Source organism: Arthrobacter antibioticus, from assembly GCF_030063205.1.
In the GTDB taxonomy this organism is placed as follows: Bacteria; Actinomycetota; Actinomycetes; order Actinomycetales; family Micrococcaceae; genus Specibacter.
On sequence record NZ_JASISQ010000002.1, the window covers coordinates 180,585 to 206,270 of the forward strand.

Below are 25,686 nucleotides of genomic sequence, written 5' to 3' on the forward strand. Positions count from 1 at the left end.
ACCGATACGATCGATTCATGCAGCTGCCAACAACACAACAGTCCGGCAGTGCCGTGAGGCCACGCGTCACTGCAGCAATGGTCGCCACCCGGGCGGGTGTTTCAGCGGCAACCGTCTCCCTTGTGACAAGCGGCAAGACCGCCGGGCGGGTCTCCGCTGAGAACATCGCCAAGGTTGATGCCGCCGTCGCAGAGTTGGGCTATGTGGTCAATGGGTTGGGCAGTTCTCTGGCCAAAGGTCGCAGCAACATAGTGTTTCTCGTGGCTCCAGATGTCTCCAACCCGTTTTATGCAAAGGTCATTGCGGGTGTCAAGGAAGCCATTGGCAAAGACTTTCAGCTATTGCTCTCCGTTACCGAGGCTGGGCAGACACCGAAACCGCAGGACGTGCGAAGGCTGCTTGCACTGCGACCGGCGGGACTACTCATTGACGCGCCCAGCGCGGAGTTCCTCACAGAGCTGCGGGCCAGCGATCCCATGGTGCTCTTGGACGCTGCCGGGATTGAAAGTGAAGTCCCTTCCGTAAACTTTGATGTGGCCCATGGGGCACGGATGTTGGCGGTGCATTTGGCCGAGCAGGGACATAACACAGTCTGCTATCTGGATAGTTCAACAGGTACTGGGACCTTCCGGGTCCGCCGGGAAGCCTTTTGCGAAGAAGCACAGCTGCGGGGGATTGCTGTTGTCGCCACGGCGTCCACAACCGTCGATGTTGGCACGGCGGCGCTGGCGTTCACCAGTCACTGGCCAGCCTGGTCAGCTCAGGGGGTGACCGCTCTCGTATGTGCCACGGACACTCAGGCTTATGGGATCTTGCAAGAAGCTCGTGTGGCAGGAGTTGCGGTACCGGAATCTTTGGCCGTTACAGGGTTTGATGACTTGCCGTATTCAGAAACATCCAACCCGGGACTCACATCCGTGCACCTGCCCGCCGGGGAAATGGGAAGTTTGGCAGGAGGGGAATTGCTGAAAATAATATCCGGGGAAGATACCACCGGCACACATTTGACTCTAGAAGCCACCCTCGTCATTCGGGGGTCCACACGCGCAACTTTGCACAGTGATTAGTCACCAACTAAGTGTTTAGTAAAGGGCACGGAGGGTTCACTCAGATTCACCAACTAAGCTGTTATATCGTGAGCGCAGAAAATAACCCCACCCCCGAGCCCAGTGACGCCTCCGAGCAGATGCTCGTCCGCATGGACAAGCGTGCCAAATTGCTTGAGCGAGGTGACCAGGCCTACCCGGTTGGGGTGGCACGAACCCACACGTTAGAAGAAATTCGGGCCAAATACCCGGATTTGGAAGCGGATTCCGCGACAGGCGAGATCGCAGGAGTTACAGGACGCGTTGTTTTTGTGCGGAATAAGGGAAAGCTCTGCTTTGGCACATTGCAGTCAGGCGCGGGAACACGCCTGCAGGTAATGCTCTCTTTTGCCAACGTTGGCGAAGATGCCCTGGCTGACTGGAAGTCACTTGTGGATCTTGGTGACCACGTCTTTATCAAGGGTGAAGTCATCAGCTCCCGCACCGGCGAGCTTTCCATTATGGCCACAGAGTGGGCCATGGCCTCCAAGGCGCTACGGCCGTTGCCGGTGTTGCATGCGGAGCTGTCCGAGGAGATGCGCGTACGCAGGCGTTATGTGGACTTGATTGTCCGTGACGCTGCCCGTGAACAAGTCAAAACGCGCTCCGCTATTGTCAAAGCAATCAGGGACACTCTTCATGGCGAGGAGTACATTGAGCTGGAAACACCCATTTTGCAGCTCGTCCACGGTGGAGCCTCCGCCCGACCGTTCCACACACATCTTAATGCGTTCGACCAACCGATGACGTTGCGTATTGCTATTGAGCTTTACCTTAAACGGGCCGTTGTTGGCGGTATGGACAAAGTCTTTGAAGTTGGCCGAATCTTCCGCAATGAGGGTGTTGATTCCACGCATAGTCCCGAATTCACCATGCTTGAAGCGTATGAAGCGTATGGTGACCAATTCACCATGGCTGCAACCATGCAGCGAATTATTCTTGCCGCAGCAGACGCAACTGGTTCCCGAGTCATTGAAACGGCTCGCGGACAGATTAATCTCGACGGCGAATGGCCTTGGCTTCCTGTCTACAAGGGACTTTCGGATGCTGTTGGAGTTGAAATTACTCCGTCCACCACACCACAAGAATTACGGGATATTGCAGCCAAGCAGGAAATTGGAATTGATTCGACCTGGGATGCGGAGAAACTGGTAACCGAACTATTCGGTGAAATTGTTGAACCAACACTTATTCAACCAACATTTGTTTGCGATTATCCTCCGTCGGCTCAGCCGCTGGCGCGTCAGCACCGTGAAAAGCCTGATCTGATTGAAGCCTGGGATCTTGTTATTGACGGTCGCGAAACGGGAACCGCTTTTTCTGAACTCATTGATCCAGTTGTTCAGCGTGACCGTCTCACACAGCAATCTCTTGCGGCCGCGGCCGGAGATCCTGAGGCAATGCAACTTGATGAAGATTTCTTGCGTGCCTTGGAATACGGCGCCCCGCCCATGGGTGGACTCGGGTTGGGCGTGGACAGACTAGTGATGCTCTTCACGGGTGTTGGAATCCGCGAAGCCATTCTCTTTCCTTTGATGAAACCCGAGTAGGAACGGCGAAATTATGGAATATGTTGCGGTTATCCTGCCTTCTTTAGGTGTAGGAGCCCTTTTCTACTTCGCAATGAAGGCGATATTTAATGCTGATAGGTCTGAACGTGATGCGCTAGCGCGGGCTGAACAGGATGCGGATAGCGACCAGGATCACGCAGCGCAATAGTCATTACACTGATCGTTCTTTGACGTAAATGAATTTTAGAACCATAATTTGTTATGTAGCATTCATTAAATCTAATGTGAGGCGATAACCCCCATGGCACAAAAAATTCACATCACACTCGTGGACGATATTGATCAGAGCCCTGCAGATGAAAATGTCACGTTCGGTTTAGACGGAATCAATTACGAGATTGATCTGTCTGCAGAGAATGCGAACTCATTGCGCGAGGCCTTGGCCACGTACGTTGGCGCAGGCCGTCGCGTAGGTGGCAGAGCTGTTCGCGGCCGCGGCCCGGCAACCGCAACAAAGTCCAGCAGCGATGTGGCACAGATTCGCGCCTGGGCGCGTGAGAACGGCTACACAGTGCAAGAGCGTGGCCGCATTCAAGCTGAAATTCGCGATGCTTACTACGCGGCGCAGGGCTAATACTTGCGTGATCCCATAAATCGGTAAATCGATTTTTTGGAAGTTGGCCAGAAGTCGGCCGGAAGTTAAAGATGTTTCTGAGGTATCTGGTGGGTGTCGAATGAGCACCCGTTTGGGGAGCCAATTACCATAGATCAACGGCGGGATCACCTGAGATGGTGGTCCCGCCGTCGTACTTTAAGAACACAGTGCCGCGCCCGGATGCAAACTTGCTATTTCCCCTGTGGCGAACATGCCCCCATAACGGCCGGGCACTGCGTAGCATCAAAGTACGCAGTAAGAGGAGTGTGGCGAAATGTTTGAGCGATTTACTGATCGAGCCCGACGTGTTGTTGTGCTGGCCCAAGAAGAGGCCCGCATGCTCAACCACAATTACATTGGCACGGAGCATATTCTGCTCGGCCTCATCCACGAGGGTGAAGGTGTTGCCGCCAAGGCCCTGGAGTCCTTGAACATTTCCCTTGATGGTGTCCGGGAACAAGTTCAGGAGATCATTGGGCAGGGGCAACAGGCTCCTAGCGGGCATATTCCCTTCACCCCGCGCGCCAAGAAAGTTCTTGAACTTTCACTGCGCGAGGCCCTGCAACTGGGTCACAACTACATCGGTACTGAGCACATTCTGCTCGGACTGATCCGTGAAGGCGAAGGCGTTGCCGCTCAGGTACTAGTGAAGCTCGGCGCTGATCTGGGCCGTGTGCGCCAGCAAGTCATCCAGCTGCTCTCCGGTTACCAAGGCAAGGAACCAGTGGCCAGTGGCGGCGGCCAGCCTGAAGGGCAGCCCGCGGGCTCGGCTGTTCTTGACCAGTTCGGCCGTAATCTGACACAGGCTGCACGGGAAAATAAGCTTGACCCTGTCATAGGACGCGAGCATGAGATGGAACGCGTCATGCAGATCCTCTCCCGCCGCACCAAGAACAACCCTGTTCTCATCGGTGAGCCCGGCGTTGGCAAGACTGCAGTTGTTGAAGGTTTGGCCCAGGCCATTGTGCGCGGAGACGTTCCTGAGACCATCAAAGACAAGCAGCTGTACACCCTTGACTTGGGCTCCCTTGTGGCAGGTTCTCGGTACAGAGGTGACTTCGAGGAACGTTTGAAGAAGGTGCTCAAGGAGATCCGCACCCGCGGAGACATTATCTTGTTCATCGATGAAATCCACACGTTGGTGGGGGCAGGTGCCGCCGAGGGCGCCATCGATGCCGCCTCTATTCTGAAGCCCATGCTGGCCCGCGGTGAGCTGCAGACCATCGGTGCCACAACACTGGATGAGTACCGCAAGCACATTGAGAAAGATGCCGCCCTAGAGCGTCGATTCCAGCCCATTCAGGTGCAGGAACCCACGGTTCCGTTGACCATTGAAATCCTCAAGGGCCTGCGCGACCGTTACGAGGCACATCACCGTGTCTCCATCACCGACGGTGCCCTGACCGCGGCTGCCACCTTGGCAGATCGTTACATCAGCGATCGGTTCCTGCCAGATAAGGCCATTGACTTGATTGATGAGGCAGGTGCGCGTCTGCGTATCCGCCGCATGACGGCTCCGCCGGAGCTTAAGGCCATGGATGGTGAAATTGCTGCCGTGAAAAAGCGCAAGGAAGACGCCATCGACGCCCAGGACTTTGAGGGTGCCGCATCCTTGCGAGATGACGAGCAGAAAATCATCACTGCCCGTGCCGAAAAGGAACGTCTTTGGAAGTCCGGTGGATTGGATGAGATTTCCGAGGTGGATGAGGAACTCATCGCCGAAGTTCTTGCCAACTCCACTGGTATCCCTGTCTTCAAGCTGACCGAGGCCGAGTCCACGCGTCTGCTGAAGATGGAAGATGAAATCCACAAGCGCGTGATTGGCCAGAATGAGGCCATCAAGTCAATCTCGCAGGCCATTCGCCGGACGCGTTCGGGGTTGAAGGATCCCAAGCGTCCAGGCGGCTCGTTCATTTTTGCCGGCCCCACAGGTGTTGGTAAGACTGAGCTGGCCAAGGCACTTGCTGAGTTCCTCTTTGGCGATGAAGATGCGCTCATCACGCTGGATATGTCCGAGTATTCAGAGAAGCACACAGTGTCTCGACTCTTCGGTGCTCCTCCGGGCTACGTTGGCTATGAAGAAGGTGGGCAGCTGACCGAAAAGGTCCGCCGTCGTCCGTTCTCCGTGGTTCTGTTCGATGAGGTTGAAAAGGCCCACGCCGACCTGTTCAACTCACTGCTGCAGATCCTTGAAGATGGCCGTCTCACAGACAGCCAGGGCAGGGTTGTGGACTTCAAGAACACCATCATCATCATGACCACGAACTTGGGCACGCGCGATATTTCCAAGTCGATCGCCACCGGGTTCCAGTCAGGTTCAGATACTCAGACCGGTTACAACCGGATGCGAGCACGGGTAACAGAGGAGCTCAAGCAGCACTTCCGCCCCGAGTTCCTGAACCGTGTTGATGACGTAGTGGTCTTCCCGCAGCTCACCCAGGATGAGATCATCGAGATCGTTGACCTGATGATTGCACGTTTGGAGTCTCGTCTTGCAGATAAAGGTATGGGCATTGAGCTCACACCGGCAGCCAAGATTTTGCTCGCCACCAAGGGCTACGACCCCGCTATGGGTGCACGGCCGCTGCGCCGCACCATCCAGCGCGAGATCGAAGATCACCTCTCCGAGAAGATCCTGTTCGGGGAACTCAAGGATGGCGACATTGTCACCGTGGACGTTGAAGGCGAAGGTGACGAGGCAAAATTCACTTTTGTGGGCGCAACCAAACCGAATGTTCCGGAGGCCATCACTGCCTCAGCTGAAGCAATCGATGTAGTAAAGCACTAAAGCACCAAAGTACAGCGAAGGGCGCATGACCTGAATGGGTTGTGCGCCTTTTTTGCGTGCTGGTTTATTACGCAGGCCGGATTTGCGACGTCGAAAAACTCCGGCCAAGGGTCATAGACTGAAATGGTGACTACCAATACCTCCAACCCAGCTATTTCACTGCGGGCCGCCCGCACTTCCGACGTTCATGCCATCAAGGAACTTGTGGCGCCCTTGGCGGAAAAACGAATCTTGATTTCCAAAGAATCAGTCACCTACTTTGAAGCTATCCAGGAATTTCTTATCGCTGAGGTTGACGGGAAGATCGTTGGCTGCGGGGCGTTACACGTCATGTGGGAAGATTTGGCGGAAATCCGCACATTGGCCACCGATGATGGATGGCGAGGGCATGGGGTTGGCCGGGCGCTGGTTGATCAACTACTTGCAAACGCTCAAGAGTTGGGTGTGGGACGGGTATTTTGCCTGACCTTTGAGGTGGACTTTTTTCTTCGCAACGGATTCGCAGTCATGGCCGACCAAAGTGTTGTGGACCCTGCTGTTTATTCTGAACTGTTGCGCTCGGCAGATGAGGGTATTGCCGAGTTCCTTGACCTGGCTAGGGTCAAGCCCAACACTTTAGGCAACACACGCATGATCCGGACCCTTCCGGCCTTACCAGCAGGGAACTCTCCGGGGTAAGGTTCGGATGGGAGCCAGACTGAAACTGGTTTGCCATTCACCGCTGTGCGATTCGGAAGGTTTTGCCTTGAAAAAGCTCATCAATGATCCCAAAACAGTTGTCGATGAATCTGTGGAGGGGTTTGGTCAGGCCCACGCAGACCATGTAAAAGTTCATCCGGACCCGTTGTTCATTACGCGCAAAGATGCGCCCAGGGAGGGCAAGGTTGGCCTGGTCTCCGGTGGCGGTAGCGGGCATGAGCCCTTGCACGCCGGGTATGTTGGTTACGGCATGTTGGATGCGGCAGTGCCGGGGGCCATGTTCACCTCGCCCACGCCGGATGCGATCATTCCGGCAACCCTCGCAGCGAACGCGGGTGCCGGCGTCGTCCATATTGTGAAGAACTACACCGGTGACGTACTTAATTTTGAGACGGCGGCGGAAATGGCTGAAGCTGAAGGTGTCTTGGTGCGCACCATTTTAGTGAACGACGACGTAGCCGTGGAAGATTCGCTGTACACGGCTGGCCGGCGCGGGGTTGCGGGCACGGTTCTTGTAGAGAAGATCGCCGGGGCAGCCGCGGAACGCGGAGACGATCTGGACGCCGTCGCAGCTATTGGTAACAGGGTCAATGATAATGTGCGCAGCATGGGGGTCGCACTATCAGCGTGCACAGTCCCGCACGCGGGTGTCCCCAGTTTTGAGCTGGCAGAGGACGAGATTGAGATAGGTATTGGCATCCATGGGGAACCGGGCCGGCACAAAATACCGATGGAGAATGCGGACGGGATCACCGAAAGACTGCTTGAACCCATTCTGGCCGACCTCAAGCCAAAAGCGGGGGATAAAGTACTGCTGTTCGTCAACGGGATGGGTGGTACACCAACAAGCGAGCTTTACATCGTTTACCGCCATGCTGCCAAAGTTCTGGCGCAGGCCGGTCTGGTGGTTGAACGCTCACTGGTGGGCAACTACATCACGGCCCTTGAAATGCAGGGCTGTTCCATCACAGTGCTTCGGCTGGATGATGAAATGACCAAACTATGGGACGCTCCGGTGAACACGCCGGCACTGCGTTGGGGGATGTAAATGTCAGAGACAACACTTGATGTGGCGTGGGCCGTGGACTGGCTCCGCCGCAGTGCAGCAGTAGTGGGCGAAAACCGGGTGGCACTGAGTGAGCTGGACAGGGCCATTGGAGATGGAGACCACGGCGAAAATATGGATCGTGGATTCAGTGCCATCCTCCAAAAGCTGGACGCCGAGCCTCCTGCCACGCCGGGAGCTGCATTCAAGCTTGCTGCCATGACCTTGATGTCCAAGGTGGGCGGGGCGGCCGGACCGTTGTTTGGCACAGCCTTCCTGCGCGCGGCAACCGCAGTGGGGGATGCCACTGCTATTGATTCCGGCATGCTTGCTGCGGCACTGGGAGCTGCCCGCGATGGAGTTGTTGCCCGCGGCAAGGCTGCTGTGGGAGAGAAAACGATGATCGATGCCTGGAGCCCCGCCGTGGATGCGGCAGCAGCTGCTTCCTCTGCCGGGGCTTCGCCGGCGGTGTTGCTGGAGAACGCTGCCGCGGCGGCCGAAGCCGGCGCAGTATCTACCGACCCGCTGATCGCGCGAAAGGGGCGGGCCAGCTATTTGGGGGAGCGGGCAATCGGGCATAGGGATCCCGGAGCGGCCTCGTCGGCGCTCATTTTGCGTGCTGCAGCGCAAGCGGCAGGGGTTAGCGCATGAACGTTGGATTAGTGATCATCTCGCACAGCGCCCAGCTAGCTGCCGGGGTGGTTGAGTTGGCCGCCCAGATGGCCCCGAATGTTGTTCTGGTTCCTGCCGGCGGCATGGACGACGGCGGCATTGGAACTTCCCTGGAAAAGGTCATGACGGCGCTGTCGCGAGCAGATACCGGCAGTGGTGCCGTGGTGCTGACCGACCTAGGGTCAGCCGTTATGACTGCCGAAGCGGCTCTTGAGTTCATGGGCAACCCCGAGGAGCTAAAACTGGCAGAGGCTCCATTAGTGGAGGGTGCGGTTGCAGCCGCCGTAGCGGCTGAATCGGGCGCCTCCCTAGCCGATGTATGTAAAGCCGCTGAGACGGCGTTGCAACCAAGCGCGGTGGCAACGCTGCCAGCGGAGGAAAACGGTTCGGATCTAGATGGTGATGGCGCAGTAAGTGCCGTTCTGACATTGCTGAACCCGATGGGCTTGCATGCACGGCCGGCTGCGGTCTTAGCGGGAAAGTTGGGTGCCATGGATGTTCAGATCGATATCAACGATGTGGATGGCCAATCGGTCATGATGCTGATGACCCTGGGCGCAGGGCAGGGGACCGAGCTGAACGTTTCTGCCACTGGACCGGATGCGCAGCGTGCGGTTGATCTGGTGCGCAGCGAAGTTGCCGCTGGTTTCGGAGAGCTCTGAGGGCCCGCTTTCCAGGGGAGAATTTTTTCTTGCTCCTGATCCCCCGTCTTTACTGGGGGGATCAGGAGCAAAAGGAGAGTCAGGTCAATGCGGTAGGTGATAGCCGGCGTCGGAGAGCTCTGCCAAACCATCTGCCACCAGCCCGGTTAGGGCACGTTGCAGCTGGGGGGCGTGTGTGTTCAAACTATGTAGCTTGCTTAACTCGGAACCGACCTCAGCATGCACCAAGGCTGCCGCCGCGTCCCAGAAGAGATCCGCGTGCACCGGGGAGCTTGCGGCGCGCAGCACGGCCATGACCGCGCCACGAACTTGCCTGTCGGTGCCTGCCCAAGGCTGCCCCTTGGGAATGTATGTGGGTTCGGGCTGGCCGGCCGCGATCCAAGCACACTTATCTAACACCGGGCAACTCTGGCACTTTGGATTGCGGGCAGTGCAAATTAGTGCACCCAACTCCATCACACCCGCATTCCAGAGCACCGATTCTTGGGTGTCTTGGGGCAGCAGCTTAGTGGCCAAAGCCATCTCGGCAGCTGTGAGAGTGGGCGCCGGCAGGGCTTGTCCAATAACGAGCCGGGCGTGTACACGGCGGATATTTGTATCAACAACTGTGCTCCGCTGACCGAAAGCGAAGGCGGCAACTGCGGCGGCCGTGTAGGTGCCCACGCCTGGAAGGGCTAACAGTTCCGCGTAGGTACCTGGCACGGCACCATTGTGCTGTTGAACAATCTGTTGCGCGGCGGAATGCAATCGCAGTGCTCTGCGTGGATAACCTAGTTTGCCCCAGGCGCGAAGCACATCAGCTGCGGGTGCGGCGGCGAAATCAGAAGGGGTGGGCCAGCGCTCCAACCACTGCTCCCACACTGGCCGTACCCTCACTACGGGAGTCTGTTGGAGCATTATTTCACTGACAAAGATTCCCCACGCTGAACAATCCCCACGCCACGGCAGGTCTCTAGCCTCGCGGCTGAACCACTCCTGGATTTCTTTGTACACCCAAACTCCTTGTAGCTTGCTGTTTCTCATGTCGCTGCTGGTGGATACCATGGCGCAGTGGCAGTTCCACTGTAGATTACCCACGGCTCAGTGGCGCCCAGGCCGCCTCATCATGCGGGCTGGGCGCTGCGTTGATCCATCCCACGACATCATTTGGCGGCGTGGTTAGCGATGGGTGGAGCACGATTTAGATAAGCTGAGGATGTGGGAACAAAAGGGAAGTCCGGAGCGGGCAGGGGTCCTTCCTCCGCGCCTCGATCCAAACCCAGAGTTTCGGCCAAAGTGTACCGACGGCGCCGGTTGGTGGCTCTTATTTTGCTGATGGGCGTCATTGTTGGACTTGTTGTTGGTGGGTTCTTCATCGCGGGCTTGCTTGGAACAGGCAGCAGTACCCAGGATTCCCCCGGCCTCGATTCAGGCACAGCGAATCCGAAGAGTGCGCCGAAACCCGGCACACCGCCGTCGGCCGTTTGCGATGAAGCTGGCATCAAGGTAACGGCCGCTGTAGATAAACCGGCCTACGGGCCGGAGGAAACACCTATTCTGACATTGCAGGTGACAAACTCCGGCAAAACATCTTGCGATATCAACGTGGGAACAAGCCAAATGGAGTATCAAATCACCAGCGGAGATGACATCATCTTCAACTCCAGGAACTGCCAGCTGGATCCGAGTGATCTGGTGAAAAACCTCAAACCGGGGGCCTCAGAGTCAGCGAATTTTGTCTGGAAAGTCAACAGAAACGCACCTGAATGCGCCGAGGTTCAGAGCAAGCCAGGCCGGGGCGGGGCAACCTACATGTTTGTGGCAACGCTAGGTAAGTGGTCAAGTGAGAAGGTCACCTTCACCTTGCAGTGACAGCACTAGTGCGGACCTCTCATTCAAGGCAACGCGTAAGCCTACGGATTAAAGGAAACGGTCCAGCAGGCTGGCTTCTGCAATCCGAGACAGGCCCTCCCGGACATTACGGGCACGAAGTTCGCCAATACCGTCTACCCGCATGAGCTCATCAATGGTTGCTGCCATCAAATTCTGTAGTCCGCCAAAGTGGTCAACAAGGCGTCCCGCAACTGCGCGCGGAACCGCCTTCAGTCCTGACACCAAGCGGTACCCACGGGGTTGAATGATGGCGTCGAGTGAGTCGTTTCCACTGGTCAGCCCTACAATTCGCGCAATGAGACTCAGATCGATCAGGTCAGCTTGATCGATCTCCTGCAGGGCGGCAACGGCACCGTCAACATCGGTTGAGCCGCCGTCTGTGTAATCGCGGATGACCATATCTGCACCCGACCCGCGGGCAGTTGAGAGTTCTTCCAATTGCAGGGACAGCAAGCGCCCGTCAACACCAAGTTCAAGGACGTATTGGGCAATTTCTTCCGAAATTCTGCGTACCATTTCATGGCGTTGCAAGGTGACGGCCACGTCGCGAACGGTGACCATCGCCTCAATCTCTAGGGCAGAGAGGGAGTTTGTTACCTGATCCAGGCGGGCTCGGTAACGTTCCAAGGTGGCCAAAGCCTGGTTAGCGCGGGCCAAGACTTTTTCCGAGCCTTCCAAAACGTAACGCAAGCCATCCACGTACAAGGCAATGATCTGCATGGACTGGCTCACGGATACAACCGGCACCCCAGTCTGGATGGCGACGCGCTCTGCCGTACGGTGCCGAGTTCCTGATTCCTGAGTTTCAATGCTTGGATCTGGTACCAGCTGGACGGCGGCACGCAGGATCTTGGTTACGTCCTTATCGCAGACAATGGCGCCGTCCATTTTCGCCAATTCGCGCAAACTTGTGGGAGCAAAATCTATGTCAATTTCAAAGCCACCGGAGCACAGGCTCTCAATTGTTTTATCTGAACCAAGCACAATCAGTGCCCCAGTGCGCCCGCGAAGAATCCGTTCCAGCCCGTCACGCAGGGGTGTCCCCGGTGCGACTCGAGCAAGCGTGGCCTTGAGGGCCTCTTCGGGACTGCGAAGCATGGAAGCTCCTTCTTTTCACGCACGGGAATCCGCGCAGGTATCACTTCCATAATAGTGGGAATTCCGCGTATTTATGGGCTTGCATGCCCAAATGGACAGGGCATCGTGACCGATCTGTGTCTTTTGGGCTGATACATGGCCATTACTGCTTGGTGTCAGGAGCCGTTAACTCCTCGCCACGCCCCGTCGCCACGCCCCGTAGCCGCACGTTCCGTATCTGGAAACACCGTAGCTGGAAACCCCGCAACTGGGCACCCCGTGCCAAAGATGAGGAAGCCGTGACGCTCCGAAGGGGCACCACGATGATGGGCAGCGTTAGATTCGAGGCTCTGGTGAGCCATGGAGGATGAGTTCAGTGGCTTCGGCGATATGTTCAATCTCCTTTACGGTGAAATCAGGGGGGATGATGCCAGGCCCGGCCGGGCTGCGAGGGACAAGGGCATAGGAGTACCCAAGCCGGCTGGCCTCGTGAATTCGTTGGTTGATGCCCGGTACCGGGCGTACCTCACCGGCTAGTCCAACCTCACCAAACGCAACCATCTTGGTATGGACGGGTTTGTTGGTTTTGGCGGAAACTATTGACAGTGCCACGGCCAGATCCATGGCTGGCTCGCTCAACCGGGCCCCGCCTACTGTTGCCACATAACTGTCGTCAGCATCGAGGCGTAGTCCGGCCCGTTGCTGAAGGACCGCAAGCAGCATGCCAATGCGGGTGGAGTCTAAACCGCTAACCGTGCGACGGGGCTGGGAACCTAGAGCCGGTGTCAGCAACGCTTGAACCTCAGCCAGCAGTGGGCGGCGGCCTTCCATTGTCACTGTGATGCAGGTTCCGGACACCGGTTGGGACGTTCTGGAGGTGAAAAGTCCGCTGGGATCGGCAAGCCCCTCAATGCCATCATCGGTCAGATCAAAACAGCCGACCTCGTCAGTTTGGCCGTATCTGTTTTTCACAGCCCGCAACAGGCGTAATCGGGAGTGACGTTCGCCGTCGAACTGACACACAACATCCACCAGGTGTTCAAGCAGGCGTGGCCCGGCAATGGAGCCATCCTTTGTGACATGACCAACCAGTAAGGTCGTCATATTCAGACGCTTGGCAGCAGCAATAAGCGAGGCTGCCACCTCACGGACCTGTGACACGCCACCAGCACTGCCATCGACCATTGCACTGCTGAAGGTCTGCACAGAGTCCACAATCAACAGAGCCGGTTGCACCGCCTCGACCTGGCCAAGAGCCGTGCCAAGGTCAGTTTCAGCACTGAGATAAAGAGTGTCCGCAACGGCGCTAATGCGTTCTGCACGCAGCTTCACCTGCGCGGCGGATTCTTCACCCGTCAAATAAAGCACTACTTTTGGTTCGCGTCCATGCTCGTTGCGGGCAAATTTAGCTGCCACGTCCAGTAGCAGGGTGGATTTGCCGACGCCGGGTTCCCCTGCCAGCAGGATTACGGCGCCCGGAACCATGCCACCGCCTAGAACGCGATCGAGCTCGGGGACACCTGTGAGATTGTGGGCGGCGTGAGAGGCATCAACTTCGGAGATGAGCTGGGCCGGGCGCACCACTGAAGTGGCCGCTGTTGTCCGCACAACAACTGTCCCGATTTCCTCCAATGTGCCCCACGCCTGACACTCGCCACAGCGCCCTACCCATTTGACAGCGCTCCAGCCACATTCGGCACAGCGGAAGTTTTTCCCAGCGTTCGTCTTTGCACTCTTTGTTGCCATGGTTCAACACTATCGCCGGGTACTGACAACGGTATTAGTTGCTGATCGATTCGTTCGCGCGGAGGTGTCATTGTCTCCAATCTCACGAGGGCGGGGTGGCGAGGGAGAGGGATAGATGAGGGTGGGGTGGTGAGGCTGGCTACAGCTTGGGCAGCATGGATCTGGCTTCGGAGGGTGTCATTTTGGCCGTCTCAAGAAGATCAACCATCAGCGTGCGGAATAACAGCACCACAGCTTCACCTTCCATTCGGGTGATTTCCAATTGTGTGGGGTGCAGTCGGGTAGCAATGTCTGCCAGGGTGTGGCGGGCATGGCTGAGCATGGAGTGAGAAGTTGTGTCGGAAAGGGCGGCACCTAGCTCATCCACGGCTGCCGCCGTATCGCTGAGTGCATCGGCAAGATGAACTGTGCCGGTGTCTGAAAGTGCTGCATTGTTGATCACGCTTGCCAGCCGTCTGGCGAGTACCCGACTTGAACGCATGGCGTAATCCACGTGCACCATCAGTTTCGTCAACCCCTCAACTTCCTGCAAATGTTGCCTGTACACGGGGGAAAGCCTGGCAATTTCAACTGAGCCTCGCAGGCCTTGGCGCATGGCGTCAATGCGGGTCTGTTGATTGCGGGCTCTGACAAGGGCGTGCCAAGCGGTGGTTGAGTCGTTGTATGAGAGTGCAGAGGCACATTCACGCAGGACAAGGGAGAGCTCGCCAAGGACCTCTTTAAGGTCGTCTTTGGGTTGCCGGCGAGGATCCCGTGGCAGCAGAAATGTTGCGGCCAACGCAAAGCATCCACCGACGACGGCGTCCAGGCTGCGAGTGAAAGGGCCGCCCACAGGAATTGGCAGCAACACTACAAGCAGGGACTGTAAGGCTAACTGGGTGGTGAAAATAGCGCCGCTGTCAAGGAACCGTGCCAGCAGAATGGATAGGAAAAGTACCAGTGCCGCCTGCCAGATGCCGGAACCAAGGAAGTGCAGAAGCAGGTCTCCCACAGCAATGCCAATGGTGCAGCCCAGCCCCACCTCAAGCACACGGCGCAGGCGCGGATCTCTGGAGAACCCCAAAGCGATAATTGCACTGGTTGCCGCAAACAATGGGCCGTGATGCCCCAAAACCAGCTCAGAGAAATAGTAAGCGCCCACGGCACAAACGGCCATCAACAGCGCGGGGAGAATGGAGCTCCAGCTTCGGCGCAAGCCCAAACGGACACGCCGCTTCAGAAAGATGACGGTTTTGGCGGACCGATCCAGCTCTGACATGGGCACCAGTCTATGCCAGGGCGGCACCTGCGCGAGCCACCGGAAACGTTAGTCCGCGTTCTCATTGAGACGGCCAAGCAGGTCGGCAAAGCGGCGGACTTCCACGGGGTCCCACGTCGAGAGTCTGTCGTAGAGCACGCGCCGGGTGTTGGCTAGCGAGGCGCTGTAACGGGTGTGGGTTTCCTCTGTCATGGCAACCAGCATGGCCCGCCCGTCATCAGGATCCGCGGTGCGGTGGACCAACTTGAGCACTTCTAAATGCTTGACTGTGCGGCTCATGAGGGCCTTATCGACCCCCATCTCCTCCGCCAGCGTCACCTGCTGGGAAGGCCCCAGTTGCGAGAGGATAGTCAGCACCTTGAAGCCCGTAGGCTGTAATTCCGGGTGGATGGCTGCTGCACGTTTCCGGATGGCATTTCGGGTCCTGATGACCATGGTGCCAAACTGTTTCTCCACGTCCGCAATGGCATCGATCATATGCTGATCGGAGTCGGGTAGAGATGGTGGCGACTCACACTGTTCATTGACACGATTCACGTCAGCTTCGTACCCCTGTGTCTTCTTTATTAAGAGTTGGGGTGATCGCAACGACCGCTTCGCTAACCTCAACAAGATTTTGTTCAGCAGCCTCTAGTGCTTGGTTTGAATTCTCTGCGGCTATGTCGCTTTTAGCTCGTTCGTCGCGGGTCTGAGCGCTCAGCTCAAGGTTGGGAAGGAACGCGACGGCCAAGATTGTTAGGATGCTCAGCGGCGCGGCGATCATGAAAATGTAGGCCACAGAATCACCATAGCTTGATTCGATGATGGTGCGTACCGAGTCCGGGAGGTTATGTACGGCAGGGATGTTCCCGCTGGCCAGAGCCGCACCGATGTCCTTGCCCTTGTCCCCCAGGGCGGCGATGGCCGTTTGAAGTTCGGCTGATTTACTTGACATCAAGTCCATGACCTTGGTGGCCATCAGGGCGCCCAATACGGAGACCCCGATGGTGCCGCCAAGTGAGCGGAAGAACGCAATCCCCGAGCTCGCCACGCCGATTTCGGCAGGGGTGACGGCGTTCTGCACAATCAGCACCAGGTTCTGCATGACCATGCCCAAGCCCGCTCCGAGCGCGAACATGTAGAGGGAGACAAGTGCAAAATTTGTGTCGTAATGAATGGTGCCCAGTAGGAACAAACCAAGTAGCTGGAGCACTGATCCTGTCACCATAATGGCTTTCCACTTACCGTGCTTGGAAATCAAGGCCCCGGCAACGGTAGAAACAATCAACAGTCCGGCCATCATGGGGATGGTCATGAGTCCGGACTGTGTGGCGTTGGCGCCGCGAGCCAGCTGCATGTATTGGGCCAAGAAGACTGAGGTGCCAAACATTGATACTCCCACGGAGATGGAAGCAAGCACTGACAGCGTGAATGTGGGGTTCTTAAACATTGTCAGTGGGATAATCGGCTCAGCTGCCTTGAATTCCACAATCACGAACGCGATCAGGGATACGACTGCTCCACCAACCATGACATAAGTGTTGATGCTGGCCCATTCAAACTGACTTCCGGCCAGCGAAACCCAAATCAACAGCAGTGAAACTCCTGCCGAAAGCAAAGCGATCCCGGCGTAGTCGATGGAGACTTTGCGTTTGGGCTGAGCAGGGAGGTGGAGAGTCTTTTGAATCAAGATGATGGCAAGAGCCGCAAAGGGCAGGGCTACAAAGAAGTTCCAACGCCAGTTGATGGCGTCGGTGATGAACCCGCCGATCAGCGGCCCACCCACGGTGCCCAAAGCCATCACGGCGCCAAACAATCCCATGTACTTGCCGCGCTCACGCGGAGAAATGATGTCTGCCATGACAATCTGGGTCAGTGCCGTCAACCCGCCAGCGCCCAACCCCTGAAAAACGCGCATGGTGATCAACATGGTGGTGTCTTGGGAGAACCCAGCGATAGCTGAGGAGATGACAAACACCAGTAAGGAGATCTGCAGCAGCAGCTTTCGGTTCGAGAGGTCGGCAAGCTTGCCCCAGATGGGCGTTGAAATTGTCGTGGCCAGCAAAGTGGCCGTGACCACCCAGGTGTAGGCGGTCTGAGTGCCGTTCAAATCCGAAAGAATGACGGGAAGTGAAGTGGAGACAACCGTTCCAGCAAGGATTGAGACGAACATTCCCATGAGCAGACCTGTCAGTGACTGCATCACCTGACGGTGGGACATGCCGGATTCAGGTGGCGCAGAGGCTGGCTGTGCGGTGGTTGGTGCGTGGGACAAAAGAGCTCCAAAAAATACTTACGAATGGTTGATGTGTATCAACTATATATTTTAAGTTGTCCCAGGACAACCATCTCTCGTGTGAGCTGCCCCAAATTTTTCGCCGACGCCCCGGATTCGTTCAAAAATGTGACTCGCGTCCTACCAGGTTTCCAAGAATCCCCGCAGCGTTAACCTTCCGTTCACTTGGCGGCGGCCGTTGAGTCACTTCCGGCTCTTAGGCTCAAGGAGTAATGAATCGAAAGCAGCGCAACGAAGACGTAGAAGAGGTAAAAAGGGTGAAGTCACTTCACATTGGCCGCGTGGCAGCAGTACTCACTGTTGGCGCATTGGCACTGACAGCTTGCGGTACCGACGCAGTGGTGGACTCCGGCAGCGGAGCAACGACTCCGGCAAACGCTGGCCCCTCCGTCACCGGCACTCTGACCGGCACCGGCGCAAGCTCCATCTCCGCAGCCATGGACGCCTGGAAGGCCGGCTTCGAGTCCTCGAACTCAAATGCCAAGATCCAGTACTCCCCGGAAGGCTCCGGCGCCGGGCGCAAAGCCTTGATCGCAGGAGCCGTGCAGTTCGCTGGCTCGGATGCGTATCTGAAGGATGAAGAGCTAGTCTCCGCACAGGAAAAGTGTGGTCCGGACGGTGCCATCAACATCCCCTGGTACATCTCACCGATCGCTGTCGCGTTCAACGTTGAAGGCGTCAAGACGCTCAAGCTCGACGCCGACACCATTGCGAAGATCTTCCGCGGGGACATCAAGAACTGGAATGACGAAGCCATCAAGGCCGCCAACCCAGAGGCAACTCTGCCCGACCTGGCCATCACGCCCGTGCACCGCTCCGATAACTCGGGCACCACCGAGAACTTCACTGACTACCTGGCGGCAGCAGCTGACAGCGTATGGACCGATAAGAAGTCCGGCGACTGGCCCGCATCTCTACCCGGCGAGAATGCCAAAGGCACCTCGGGCGTTGTCAAGACTGTTACAGAAACCGCTGGTGCCATCACATACGCTGATGACTCCGCTGTAACCGATGCTCTTGGCAAGGCCGAACTGAAGGTTGGAGACTCCTTCGTTGCCGTCACCGCCGAGGCAGCAGCCAAGGCAGTAGACGCAGCCAAGATGGTTGAAGGGCGCTCTGCTAACGATCTGTCCCTGAAGCTGGACCGCAAGACAACTGCTCCGGGCGCTTACCCCGCAATCCTGGTCTCCTACGGTGTGTTCTGCGCCCATTACCCGGACGCCGCCACCACCGATCTGGTAAAAGCCTTTGGCAACTTTGTCCTTAGCGATGAGGGTCAGAAGCAGTCCGCAGCTGCGGCTAAGAGTGCGCCACTGTCCGCTGAGCTGGCCGGCAAGGCCAAAGCAGCAATCGACTCAATCAGCGTCGCCAAGTAAGCATCAGTAGAAAGCACTAGATTGTCCACCACAAAGCTCGAACCGAAAGCAGCTGGGCAAGCCCGGACGGGCCGCATTGGAGACAAGGTTTTCTCCAGTGCGGCCCTGGCCGCGGGCGCGCTGATTGTTGCCGTGCTGTTTGCCGTAGCCCTGTTCCTTGTTGTTCAGGCACTGCCAACCTTTAGCGCACCATCCTCCGATATCAGCGGTGGTGAGGGGTTCTTCTCCTACATCTACCCGATCGTTATTGGTACGCTCATCGCAGCCACGATCGCCCTGCTCATTGCCACGCCCATTGGGGTGGCTGTGGCATTGTTCATCTCCCACTATGCTCCGCGCAGTCTTGCTCGAGGGTTGGGATATGTGGTGGACCTTCTGGCGGCTATCCCATCAGTCATCTACGGCGCCTGGGGTGCCAGTTTCCTGGCATCCCAACTAAAGACACCGTACGCGTGGTTGGCTGAAAACGCTGGCTGGATTCCAATCTTTGGCGGGCCGGCATCTGGAACTGGAAAAACTATCCTGACGGCCGGTATCGTCCTGGCTGTCATGGTGCTTCCCATCATTGCCTCACTAACCCGCGAAATTTTCCTGCAGGCACCAATGCTGCATCAGGAAGCGGCGTTGGCGTTGGGGGCAACACGGTGGGAAATGGTCCGTATGGCTGTTCTTCCCTTTGCTCGCGGCGGCATCATTAGCGCCGTCATGCTGGGTCTGGGCCGTGCACTGGGTGAAACCATGGCCGTGGCGCTTGTCCTCTCCTCCGGCCCGTTGATCGCCTCCTTGATCCGTTCCGGCAACCAAACAATTGCCGCTGAGATCGCACTGAACTTTCCTGAAGCCTTCGGTCTGCGCATGCACGAACTCATCGCTGCCGGACTCGTATTGTTCCTCATTACGCTGGTGGTTAACATGGTGGCTCGATGGATCATCAACCGTCACAAAGAATTCTCGGGAGCCAACTGATGGCCACGCTCATGACCGAACGCAAGCGATCGGCGCTGACCCGCGGTCACTTGCCGCGCTACACCCCTTATGTGATCGGCGGCAGCGCCATTGTGGTGGCCGCAGCACTCATGTCCCTGATCGGATTCAACGTCTTTGGCTGGGCCGTGCTTTCGGCGGTGCTGTTTGCTGCAGGAAACGTCACCAGCGCTGCAGTTGTTGAGGGCCGCCGGAAGGCAACAGACAAACTAGCCACCTCCCTTGTTGTGGGCGCATTCCTGGTGGCGTTACTGCCGCTTATCTCAGTCATCTGGACGGTACTTATCAACGGTGTGCCGGGCCTGCTGACACCTGGATTCCTGAGCACCTCAATGAATGGCGTGACAGGTGCCGTGGATAATGCCTCGGTCAAGGACGGTACTCCCGTCCTTGGTGGTGTCTACCACGCCCTGATCGGCTCGGTTCTGATCACTCTCTGGGCAACTTTGATCTCGGTGCCTGTAGGGCTGCTCACAGCCATCTATCTTGTGGAATACAGCGGCGACAACTATTTCTCAAAGGTCATCACCTTCCTGGTCGACGTCATGACAGGGATTCCTTCGATCGTCGCCGGCTTGTTCGCCGCGGCCTTCTTCGCCATGATCATGGGGCCGGGAACCAAGACCGGGTTCGTGGCCGCAGTCGCCCTTTCAGTGCTCATGATCCCTGTGGTTGTTCGCTCGAGCGAGGAAATGCTCAAAATCGTGCCCAACGAACTTCGGGAAGCAGCGTATGCACTGGGTGTGCGCAAGTGGCGCACCATTCTCAAGATCGTCATTCCGACGGCGATCTCGGGTATCGCTTCCGGTGTGACCTTGGCGATCGCCCGGGTCATTGGGGAAACAGCACCACTACTTGTCACGGCCGGGTTCGCCTCCTCCATCAATATGAACGTTTTTGCCGGTTGGATGTCATCCCTGCCCACGTTTATCTACACGCAGATCATGACGCCCACCTCGCCGTCAAACTCGGATCCCTCCACGCAGCGTGCCTGGGCTGCGGCGCTGTTGTTGATCATCCTTGTCATGCTCCTGAACCTTGGTGCCCGCCTGGTGGCCCGCCTCTTTGCGCCGAAAACCGGCCGCTAAATTATTCTGAAATGGAACTCTAGCTATGTCCAAACGTATTGATGTCAGCGATTTGAACGTCTACTACGGTGATTTCCGTGCCGTGGAGGACGTCAGCATCACTCTCGACGCCAAGAGCGTCACAGCGTTCATTGGCCCGTCAGGCTGCGGCAAGTCAACGTTCCTGCGCACCTTAAACCGCATGCACGAGGTCATCCCGGGCGCGCGCGTAGAGGGGAAGGTTCTGCTCGACGGGGACAACCTCTACGCCGACGGCGTCGACCCAGTGACCGTGCGCAGCCAGATCGGCATGGTGTTCCAGCGACCCAACCCGTTTCCCACCATGAGCATCCGTGACAACGTGCTGGCTGGGGTCAAGTTGAACAGCCGCCGCATGCCCAAATCCGATGCCGATGCACTAGTGGAAAAATCCCTGCGCAGCGCCAACCTGTGGAACGAGGTCAAGGATCGTCTGGAGAAGCCCGGTTCCGGCCTCTCCGGTGGTCAGCAGCAGCGCCTGTGCATCGCCCGCGCCATAGCGGTATCACCGGATGTAATCCTGATGGACGAGCCCTGCTCGGCCCTTGACCCCATCTCCACGCTCGCTATTGAGGACCTCATCAACGAGCTCAAGGACGAGTACACGGTGGTGATCGTGACGCACAATATGCAGCAGGCCGCCCGTGTTTCTGACAAGACAGCGTTCTTCAACATTGCAGGCACCGGGAAACCGGGCAAGCTCATCGAGTTCGCCGAGACGGCAGCGATCTTCAATAACCCGAGCGAGAAGTCAACCGAAGACTACGTCTCCGGCCGCTTCGGTTAGTCCCCACGCCCTCCCCCTGTTCGCAAGCTCACAGCGGGGCCCTCGGGCGCGTGGGCCCACCCACGCCCTCCCACACCGGTCCATGTTCACAGCGGGGCCCTCGGGTGCGTGGGCCCACCCACGCCCTCCCACACCGGTCCATGTTCACAGCGGGGCCCTCGGGTGCGTGGGCCCACCCACGCCCTCCCACACCGGTCCATGTTCACATAATGTACGACGGCGACGCTCACCATAACGGTGGGGTCGCCGCCGAACGTTAACGCCTGGTTTTCTCCTGCAACACAGCCGGAAAGCTAGGGCGTAGTTTTACGCCAGTGGTGCCAGGGCCAGGAAGAACAGCGCGCCCAGGAGCAGGCAGGCAATGGGAGTTGCTACCCAGGCACCGGCAATCCGGGTCAGCACCCGTCCGTTGGTGGCTGCAAAGCGCTGATTCCCCCCGGCGCCGACAATGGCGGCAGTAACAGTGTGGGTTGTGGACAAGGGCATATGAAGTCCAATGGCGCCAATGAACAATAGCCCGGCGCCCACCAGCTGGGCGACAAATCCACGCATGGGGTCGATGCGGACAAGTCGGTGTCCCAGCGTGTAGGAGATCCGCCAGCCACCAAATAGTGTGCCTATTGTCAGAAACGCGGCGGTGAAGATCGGCACCCACAGGGGTATTTCGCCAGCCCCGATGGTGCCGGCGGCTATGAGGGCAAACAAGACAACCGCCGTCGTGCGTTGGCCGTCCTGAAGCCCATGCCCAAATGCCACTGAGGCTCCAGCAACTGACTGTAACTGCCGGGTGCGTTGGTTTACTTTGTTGGGTGCGGTGTTTCGTGCGGCCCAAGATGTGGGGTAAACAGCCAGGAAACCAAGGATGAAAGCAACGACGGGGGAGACCAGCAGCGGCACCAGCACCAAAATCAGCATGGTGGCGTAAATGCCTTCAAGCGGGGGTTGCCCAATAATGGTTGAACCCAAGGAAGCCCCGACGAGCGCACTGATCAGGGCGTGCGTTGAGGATGATGGGAAGCCGCGCCACCATAGGTAGACACCCCATAAATTGGCGCCAATAAGTGCTGCAAGTAGCAGGATCAGACCACTGCGGCCTTCAGGTACCGAGAACAGCTTCTCGGCGAACGTAGCCGTCAGCGCCACGCTAGCTATAGCACCCAGACAGTTGAATAAACCAGCCAAGAGCAGCGCCACGGTGGGCGTTAGCGCGCGGGTTCGCACTGAAAGTGCGACGGCGGATGAGGCATCGCGAAAACCGTTCAGGAACGCGAATATTGCTGCAGTGACGATCACAGCACTGAGCAGGACGGTGATCAACGCTTAGGATTCCTTGACGATGATGCTGCCGACCTGTGTGGCCACTGCACGAATTCGGTGGCTGGCTGCTGCGAACTGGTCTGTCAGCATCCTGTACTTGGTAAAAGTTGTGGGACTGTGAGCGGCAAGCAATTCAGAAACAACGGCGCGGTGAGTGTGGTCAGCCCGCTTGGATAGCCGCAAGACCTCCAGCCAATAGTCCTCCAGGCTGTCCAAGTCGTTAAGGGACTTCATGGAAGTCAAGGTCAGTTCGCACTGCCGCGCTAAGATCTCAAGCTGGTCGCTGACTCGGGACGGAACACGGTCCAGGGTGTACAGCTCCACGATTTCTCCAGCACCTGTGAGGACTTCGGTGGTTTCGTTCAGCAGCCGTCCCAGTGCGTAGAGGTCCTCACGCGGCAGTGGGTTGATGAAACTTGTGCGCATGGTGGTCAGCAGGGTGGCGAAATTGGCTGAGGAGGCGGCCTCGTGCTGGCGCAAGGATTCTGTGAGGGAGGAAAAATTGGACCTCCCGGCCCCAAGGAGTTCGGCCAACGTGTGAGTTCCGGCGAGGACGTGCTCGGCCATGCTTACCAGAGCCTGAAGGCCGGCAGTCTCCTGAGGGAAAAGTCGAAACTTCACGATGAGGCCTTTTTGTTAGCGGATCGAACGGAGTGCCCGGTTAGATTCACGGCATAAAAGTGGTGCCGAACCGGGAGCGCCTCTCGGCACTGGGCCGCTCGTAGCGGCTATAAAATGGAGCCCGGGGGTTCCACGGTTCGACACCGCTTTCAGTCTTCTACGTCCTGCCCCGACTGTCAACTGGGGTCTGTGGATCAGTGGATTAGTCCAGTTCGCCTTTACGCCAGGATCTGGCGGCGCCCTCCAAGTCTTCAGCTGTCCGAACCAGCTGGTGAGCCTTTTTCGTCAGTGTGGCCGAGTGCTCCGGGTGAGCCACTTCACGCTCGCCGGCCATGGTGGCCTGACCTAGCGCGATGACGCGGCAAAATGCGGCTGAACGTTCCAAGGCAACATCGAAATCGCCGTCAAAGGCGCCAGATAAGATCGCATCAGCCATGACGGTGATCTCTTCAGCACCCGGCGGCTCGGCCACACCGGCGACTGCGTTGGAGACCTGCGCGGTGTGCTGCCCTGCTCGGAAGAATACGCTGATGCCTTCTGGATCCTGCAGTGTTGCTGCTCGCAGTGCGTAGAGCCGCCACAGGGCGCCGGGGAGGGAACGGGCAGGGCTGGCCGCCCACATCTCCGCGATGGCTTCCAGCCCTTGCTTATCTGCAAGCTTCACTAGCCGTTTGGTGACCGCGGGGTCATTGCTTGCACGGCCGCTATGGACAAGGGCACGGGCGGCAAGGTGAGCCGCTTCTGAAACGCGTGCCGGGTCGGTGCCGCCTGCGTACTGCTCAAAGTCAATAGGAGCAAATGGGACAGGCTTATGCGGTCGGGGGGTGTTGCTGGCTGGTCGATCATTCATGACACGACACTACCCCTGCTGTCCGGTGTGGTCGAGAGAGACAAAGCGAGCGCACTCAAATCGTTCGATTTCATCGGTGCAGACACATGCGGCTGGGGTTCTGTGAGTAAAACGGTGGGTAGGATCCGTGGCGAAATTGCATTCTGGTGGCGGTGGTGCGGTAGTCTAATATGCGTCAACTTTTGCAGAGATGAATTCATCGCTGCGCGGTTGTCATTAGGTCGGGCCTTTAGCTCAGTTGGTAGAGCATCGGACTTTTAATCCGTGGGTCGCGGGTTCGAGCCCCGCAGGGCCCACCGACAATGCCGCAGTTCAAAACCATATTTTATGGTTTTGAACTGCGGCTCTTTTTTAAGTTCTTTTGAGGAGCCCTTGGCAGGCCACAGGACGGCAGGGGAAGGCACTGCTGGGCGCTGATGAGGTGGCAAGATAGTTCTATGACCAAACATGCCCCCGCACTTGCCCTGACCATCGCCGGCTCCGAAGCAACCGGCGGTGCCGGAGCCCAGGCCGATCTTAAAACGTTCCAAGAACTGGGTGTATTTGGCATTGTTAATCTCACCTGCATTGTTTCCTTTGACCCTAAGGACAATTGGAACCACCGCTTTGTGCCGGTTGACCAGCAGGTTATTGCCGACCAGTTAGAGGCAACGCTGGCGGCCTATGGTGCCGGCTCCGGGGCGCCTGCACTGCTTCAGACGGTGAAGATAGGTATGTTGGGCAGCCCCGCCACTATCAGCACGGTTGAAACTGCGCTTAAAGCTGCGTCTTTCAAGAATGTTGTCCTTGACCCGGTTCTGATTTGCAAGGGCCAGGAGCCCGGGCATGCCCTTGACACCGATCAGGCCCTGAAAAATCAGATCCTGCCGCTGGCAACCTTCGTCACACCTAACCATTTTGAGGCGGAATCGCTGTCCGGTCTGAAGATTAACAACGTTCAGGATCTAAAGGATGCGGCCCGGAAGATCCATGAGATCAGTGGAGCAGCGGTGCTCGCCAAGGGTGGGGTGCGGCTGGAAGGTGCTGACGCCGTCGACGTCTTCTTTGATGGTGAAACTCTGGAAGTCCTCTCTGCCCCGAAGGTTGGCAACGTAGCCGTATCCGGTGCCGGTTGCTCACTGGCCGCCGCTGTGAGTGCTGAATTGGCCAAGGGTGCTACACCTTTGGAGGCTGCGCGCACGGCCAAGGCGTTTGTTACAGAAGGTATCAAGAACCGGGTTGTATCCGGCGCTCCGTTCACTGCTTTGTGGCAGGGTGGCGCCGGAGCGTAGGGACATCAGCAAAGGGTTGTTGCCAGTAC

23 protein-coding genes and 1 tRNA gene are annotated in these 25,686 nt (G+C 57.6%); 15 read left to right on the top strand and 9 right to left on the bottom strand.

All coding sequences use genetic code 11. From position 1 onward, the window contains the following. Positions 1–17: 17 nt before the first annotated feature. The 8 genes from QMG40_RS05910 (at position 18) to dhaM (ending at position 9,117) form a co-directional block, all read left to right on the top strand. Entirely contained in the window at positions 18–1,067 is a 1,050-nt protein-coding gene (locus tag QMG40_RS05910) for a LacI family DNA-binding transcriptional regulator (RefSeq protein ID WP_283529015.1), read from the top strand. Positions 1,068–1,186: 119 nt separating this feature from the next. Next, positions 1,187–2,635: a lysine--tRNA ligase gene (gene lysS / locus QMG40_RS05915; RefSeq protein ID WP_283530105.1), complete on the top strand. Its 1,449-nt coding sequence runs from the start codon at positions 1,187–1,189 to the stop codon at positions 2,633–2,635. A gap of 262 nt (positions 2,636–2,897) precedes the next feature. Beyond that, entirely contained in the window at positions 2,898–3,230 is a 333-nt protein-coding gene (locus tag QMG40_RS05920; RefSeq protein WP_283529017.1) for a histone-like nucleoid-structuring protein Lsr2, read from the top strand. Between the two features lie 295 nt (positions 3,231–3,525). After that, positions 3,526–6,039 carry an ATP-dependent Clp protease ATP-binding subunit gene (locus tag QMG40_RS05925; RefSeq protein WP_283529019.1) on the top strand — a complete coding sequence of 838 codons (2,514 nt, stop codon included), beginning with the start codon at positions 3,526–3,528 and terminating at the stop codon, positions 6,037–6,039. A 123-nt stretch (positions 6,040–6,162) separates the two neighbouring features. Further along, the gene (locus QMG40_RS05930) at positions 6,163–6,717 is read left to right on the top strand and encodes an amino-acid N-acetyltransferase (RefSeq protein WP_283529021.1); all 555 of its coding nucleotides are present in this window, start codon (positions 6,163–6,165) and stop codon (positions 6,715–6,717) included. A 67-nt stretch (positions 6,718–6,784) separates the two neighbouring features. Further along, the gene (gene dhaK, locus QMG40_RS05935; RefSeq protein WP_283529023.1) at positions 6,785–7,786 is read left to right on the top strand and encodes a dihydroxyacetone kinase subunit DhaK; all 1,002 of its coding nucleotides are present in this window, start codon (positions 6,785–6,787) and stop codon (positions 7,784–7,786) included. After that, positions 7,787–8,434 (top strand): dihydroxyacetone kinase subunit DhaL, encoded by a 648-nt coding sequence (gene dhaL / locus QMG40_RS05940; RefSeq protein ID WP_283529025.1) that lies wholly within the window; start codon positions 7,787–7,789, stop codon positions 8,432–8,434. Continuing rightward, on the top strand, positions 8,431–9,117 hold the full coding sequence (gene dhaM / locus QMG40_RS05945) for a dihydroxyacetone kinase phosphoryl donor subunit DhaM (RefSeq protein ID WP_283529027.1): 687 nt from the start codon (positions 8,431–8,433) through the stop codon (positions 9,115–9,117). The genes dhaL and dhaM overlap by 4 nt, the downstream gene beginning before the upstream one ends. Positions 9,118–9,201: 84 nt before the next feature. On the opposite strand, the gene QMG40_RS05950 is transcribed toward dhaM, so the two are convergent. Further along, positions 9,202–10,140, bottom strand: coding sequence for an HhH-GPD family protein (locus tag QMG40_RS05950; protein ID WP_283529029.1), 939 nt, complete (start codon positions 10,138–10,140; stop codon positions 9,202–9,204). A gap of 174 nt (positions 10,141–10,314) precedes the next feature. Between QMG40_RS05950 and QMG40_RS05955 the strand changes: the two genes are divergently transcribed. Continuing rightward, positions 10,315–10,968: a hypothetical protein gene (locus QMG40_RS05955; protein WP_283529031.1), complete on the top strand. Its 654-nt coding sequence runs from the start codon at positions 10,315–10,317 to the stop codon at positions 10,966–10,968. 48 nt (positions 10,969–11,016) lie between these two features. On the opposite strand, the gene disA is transcribed toward QMG40_RS05955, so the two are convergent. From disA to QMG40_RS05980, 5 genes are all read right to left on the bottom strand, one after another. Then, positions 11,017–12,087: a DNA integrity scanning diadenylate cyclase DisA gene (gene disA / locus QMG40_RS05960; RefSeq protein ID WP_283529033.1), complete on the bottom strand. Its 1,071-nt coding sequence runs from the start codon at positions 12,085–12,087 to the stop codon at positions 11,017–11,019. A 315-nt stretch (positions 12,088–12,402) separates the two neighbouring features. After that, on the bottom strand, positions 12,403–13,812 hold the full coding sequence (gene radA / locus QMG40_RS05965; RefSeq protein WP_283529035.1) for a DNA repair protein RadA: 1,410 nt from the start codon (positions 13,810–13,812) through the stop codon (positions 12,403–12,405). A gap of 139 nt (positions 13,813–13,951) precedes the next feature. Beyond that, complete coding sequence (locus QMG40_RS05970) at positions 13,952–15,070, bottom strand: FUSC family protein (RefSeq protein ID WP_283529037.1); 1,119 nt, start codon at positions 15,068–15,070, stop codon at positions 13,952–13,954. Between the two features lie 48 nt (positions 15,071–15,118). Next, positions 15,119–15,607, bottom strand: coding sequence for a MarR family winged helix-turn-helix transcriptional regulator (locus QMG40_RS05975; RefSeq protein WP_283529039.1), 489 nt, complete (start codon positions 15,605–15,607; stop codon positions 15,119–15,121). A 1-nt stretch (position 15,608) separates the two neighbouring features. Then, a complete protein-coding gene (locus QMG40_RS05980; RefSeq protein WP_283530107.1) occupies positions 15,609–17,270 on the bottom strand; it encodes an MDR family MFS transporter in 1,662 nt (553 codons plus the stop codon). Between the two features lie 332 nt (positions 17,271–17,602). On the opposite strand from QMG40_RS05980, the gene pstS reads away from it, so the two are divergent. Genes pstS through pstB form a run of 4 tightly spaced genes read left to right on the top strand, consistent with a single transcriptional unit; the run spans position 17,603 to position 21,598 of the window. Beyond that, positions 17,603–18,721 carry a phosphate ABC transporter substrate-binding protein PstS gene (pstS, locus tag QMG40_RS05985; RefSeq protein ID WP_283530109.1) on the top strand — a complete coding sequence of 373 codons (1,119 nt, stop codon included), beginning with the start codon at positions 17,603–17,605 and terminating at the stop codon, positions 18,719–18,721. Between the two features lie 21 nt (positions 18,722–18,742). Further along, positions 18,743–19,687, top strand: coding sequence for a phosphate ABC transporter permease subunit PstC (gene pstC / locus QMG40_RS05990; protein ID WP_283529040.1), 945 nt, complete (start codon positions 18,743–18,745; stop codon positions 19,685–19,687). Then, positions 19,687–20,793 carry a phosphate ABC transporter permease PstA gene (pstA, locus tag QMG40_RS05995; RefSeq protein WP_459252962.1) on the top strand — a complete coding sequence of 369 codons (1,107 nt, stop codon included), beginning with the start codon at positions 19,687–19,689 and terminating at the stop codon, positions 20,791–20,793. Before pstC ends, pstA begins: the two co-directional genes overlap by 1 nt. Before the next feature lie 25 nt (positions 20,794–20,818). Further along, positions 20,819–21,598, top strand: a complete 780-nt coding sequence (gene pstB, locus QMG40_RS06000) for a phosphate ABC transporter ATP-binding protein PstB (RefSeq protein WP_283529042.1) — start codon at positions 20,819–20,821, stop codon at positions 21,596–21,598. Between the two features lie 306 nt (positions 21,599–21,904). Here pstB and QMG40_RS06005 read toward each other — a convergent pair whose 3' ends face one another. The 3 genes from QMG40_RS06005 to QMG40_RS06015 all read right to left on the bottom strand — a co-directional run bounded on the left by QMG40_RS06005 (position 21,905) and on the right by QMG40_RS06015 (position 24,386). Continuing rightward, entirely contained in the window at positions 21,905–22,915 is a 1,011-nt protein-coding gene (locus tag QMG40_RS06005) for an inorganic phosphate transporter (RefSeq protein ID WP_283529044.1), read from the bottom strand. Between the two features lie 3 nt (positions 22,916–22,918). Continuing rightward, a complete protein-coding gene (locus QMG40_RS06010; RefSeq protein ID WP_283529046.1) occupies positions 22,919–23,536 on the bottom strand; it encodes a DUF47 domain-containing protein in 618 nt (205 codons plus the stop codon). A 202-nt stretch (positions 23,537–23,738) separates the two neighbouring features. Beyond that, positions 23,739–24,386, bottom strand: a complete 648-nt coding sequence (locus tag QMG40_RS06015; protein WP_283529048.1) for a hypothetical protein — start codon at positions 24,384–24,386, stop codon at positions 23,739–23,741. Positions 24,387–24,609: 223 nt separating this feature from the next. Here QMG40_RS06015 and QMG40_RS06020 point away from each other — a divergent pair. Continuing rightward, positions 24,610–24,682, top strand: a tRNA-Lys gene (locus QMG40_RS06020). 141 nt (positions 24,683–24,823) lie between these two features. After that, complete coding sequence (locus QMG40_RS06025; protein ID WP_283529050.1) at positions 24,824–25,657, top strand: hydroxymethylpyrimidine/phosphomethylpyrimidine kinase; 834 nt, start codon at positions 24,824–24,826, stop codon at positions 25,655–25,657. Positions 25,658–25,686 lie beyond the last annotated feature (29 nt).